The 2,530-nt window shown below is 63.1% G+C and carries 2 protein-coding genes and 1 pseudogene; 2 read left to right on the forward strand and 1 reads right to left on the reverse strand.

All coding sequences use genetic code 11. From position 1 onward, the window contains the following. Positions 1–158 precede the first annotated feature (158 nt). Both BN2503_RS18800 and BN2503_RS18805 read left to right on the forward strand, forming a co-directional pair. Positions 159–611: pseudogene (locus tag BN2503_RS18800) on the forward strand (LysR substrate-binding domain-containing protein); the annotation flags it as partial. A gap of 42 nt (positions 612–653) precedes the next feature. Further along, positions 654–1,313, forward strand: a complete 660-nt coding sequence (locus tag BN2503_RS18805) for a DUF1345 domain-containing protein (protein ID WP_054258114.1) — start codon at positions 654–656, stop codon at positions 1,311–1,313. A gap of 1 nt (position 1,314) precedes the next feature. Here BN2503_RS18805 and BN2503_RS18810 read toward each other — a convergent pair whose 3' ends face one another. After that, on the reverse strand, positions 1,315–2,217 hold the full coding sequence (locus tag BN2503_RS18810) for a DMT family transporter (protein ID WP_054258115.1): 903 nt from the start codon (positions 2,215–2,217) through the stop codon (positions 1,315–1,317). Positions 2,218–2,530: the final 313 nt, after the last annotated feature.

A 2,530-nucleotide genomic window follows, 5' to 3' on the forward strand; every position in this document is an offset into this window, starting at 1 on the left:
AACCCTGCATCGTGAACCTCAAAAGTGGGAGGCCACCATACCCGTTTACAAAGCGAACAGGAAAGTCAATGAAATCAACGGTCTACCCAGACCACCCCCGCGCCAGTGCTAGCTTTGCGTACCGTCACTTATTGCACTGAAAACGAGGAGACCCCCATGCGGTTGACCTGTCCTTCACCCGCATCGGTCAGATGGTGGCAGGCTTCTACGTGCGCGCGGGCCACCCGCTGTTGCGCGAACCCCGTGTCAAGGCGCCGCAACTTCTGCCGTATGGCCTGGCCAGCGTGCGCGTACCCGAGACAGTGTCGCAGGCCCTGGGCGTGTTGTTTGGCCTGGAAGATGGCAAACATGCACCCCTGGCCCTGGAGTGTGATGACCTGCATTTGCTCAAGGCGATTGCGATGGAGACCGATACGGTGCTGGCCTGTACCGATGCGGCCACCCGGCAGGAGGTTGAAAACGCCACGCTGGTGCGCTTGGATGTGGAGCAACTGCCCCCCCTGTTTTCCGACATGGGTGTGGTGTCGCTCAAGGGCCGGAGTTATTCGCCCATGGCCCAGTTCGCGGTGGACTACCTCACCGATCTGGGTGCCTTGCAAGCCGTTGGTTGACCACGCACTGCCATTCCACGATTCACCGCACAATCAGACCCCATGCGCAAACACTTCTCCGAAACCACGGCACACCAGCGGATCGCCTACGGTGCTGCCGCGGGCGGTGTGGTGGCTTTGCTGCCCTTGCCGCTGGCCGCACAGTCGCATGGCCTGCTGGCATGGACGGTGGGGGCCACGGTGTATCTGGGGTTGGCCTGGTGGCTGGCACTGGAGTTTGATGCCGAGCGCACCCGTGCGCGTGCACAGATGCAGGATGCGTCGGCCCCGGTGTTGTCGGTGTTGCTGTTGCTCTCGGTGTTTGCCAGCATGGCGGCCACGGCCATCCTGTTGCAGCACGTGAAGGACCTGTCCTCCACACAACGCATGGGGCACTTCGCCCTCACGCTGATGGCGTTGGCGGCATCGTGGTTGTTGATGCAGACGGTGTTTGCCTTCCGTTATGCCCACATGTATTACCAGGAAGAATTGCGCGGCCACCCCAACGGCGCGGGCCTGGACTTTCCGGGCAAGCTGCCGCCCGATTACTTTGACTTTCTGTACTACGCCCACGTGGTGGGCATGACCTCGCAGGTGTCCGACGTGGTGGTCACCTCGCGCAAGATGCGCCACCTCACGCTGGTGCACAGCGTCAGCGCCTTTGCTTTCAACATGCTGGTGCTGGCGCTATCCATCAACGTGATGGCCGGCGCCATTCAGTAAGTCAGCTCTTGCGCTTGGGCAGCGTCACCAGCCCGGCGGACAGCGCGGTACCGCAGACGATCACCAGACCGCACAAAACCATCCACGGGGTGACGGATTCGCCCAGCAAGACCACGCCGTACATCACGCCAAACACCGGAATCACAAAGGTCACCGCCAGCGCGCGCGCTGGGCCGGCCTGTTCGATCAGCCGGAAGAACAGGATGTAGGCTAGGCCGGTGCACAACACACCCACGGCGATGAGCGCCAACCATGCCGGCGCGCTGGGTGCCTGGCTGGGCCATAGCCAGAGGGATGGCAGCAACAGGCCCAGCGTGGCGCCGAGCTGGCTGCCGGTGGCCGTGACCAGCGGTGGCAAACCACTGAGGTAGCGCTTGGTGAAACTGGCCGAGATGCCGTAGCAAAGACAAGCCAGCAGACAGGCCAGCACGGCCCAGCCGGTGGACATGCCGGATGCATCGGGCTTGAAGCTGGCCTTCTCGGACGCCAGCAGTGCCACGCCCATAAAACCAATGGCCAGGCCCAGAATGCGCGAGCCGTTCGGCCGGTCCTTGAGCCATAGCCAGGCAATCACCGCGCCGAATAGCGGCACCGTGGCGTTGAGGATGGACGACAGCCCGGTGGTGATGGACAGCAGCGCGTAGGAGAAGCAGGCAAACGGGATGGCCGAGTTGGTCAGGCCGACCAGAAAGGTCAGCTTCCAGTGCTGGCGCAACTGCGGCCCCAGGCCGCGCCACAACACGATGGGCAGCAGGAACAGCGAGGCGACGGCCACCCGCACACCGGCCGTGGGAATGGCACCGAATTCGAGGGCGCCCATGCGCATGAACAGAAAGGAAGAGCCCCAGATGGCGGCCAGCAGAATGAAGTCTTGCAGCCAGGGTTTGCGGGAGGTGTTGGTCATTGTGTGAATTGTGCCCCCACGCTCCGCCGCTGCGCGGGTCGCTGCCCCCCAAGGGGGCCGTTCGCGCCTTCGGGCGGCCGGGCGGCGCTAAATTGTGCCCGTTCGAGTTGCAGCAAGACGGATAGGAAATTCAACCGCATGAGGCCAAGTATGGCGCGAGTTTTGGGCCTCGAAACACGTTCGGCCAAGGAAGGTTGAGCGCTCGCTTGCCGCTCAATGGCAAGAGCTTGGGAGGCAGTATGCATTTGGGCCTGGCGCGCGCGCAGCTGCTTCCCCGCAGCGATGGATACCGCCGCTTCACTGGGTCACCAAT

It is taken from the genome of Paenacidovorax caeni, from assembly GCF_001298675.1.
In the GTDB taxonomy this organism is placed as follows: Bacteria; Pseudomonadota; Gammaproteobacteria; order Burkholderiales; family Burkholderiaceae_C; genus Paenacidovorax; species Paenacidovorax caeni.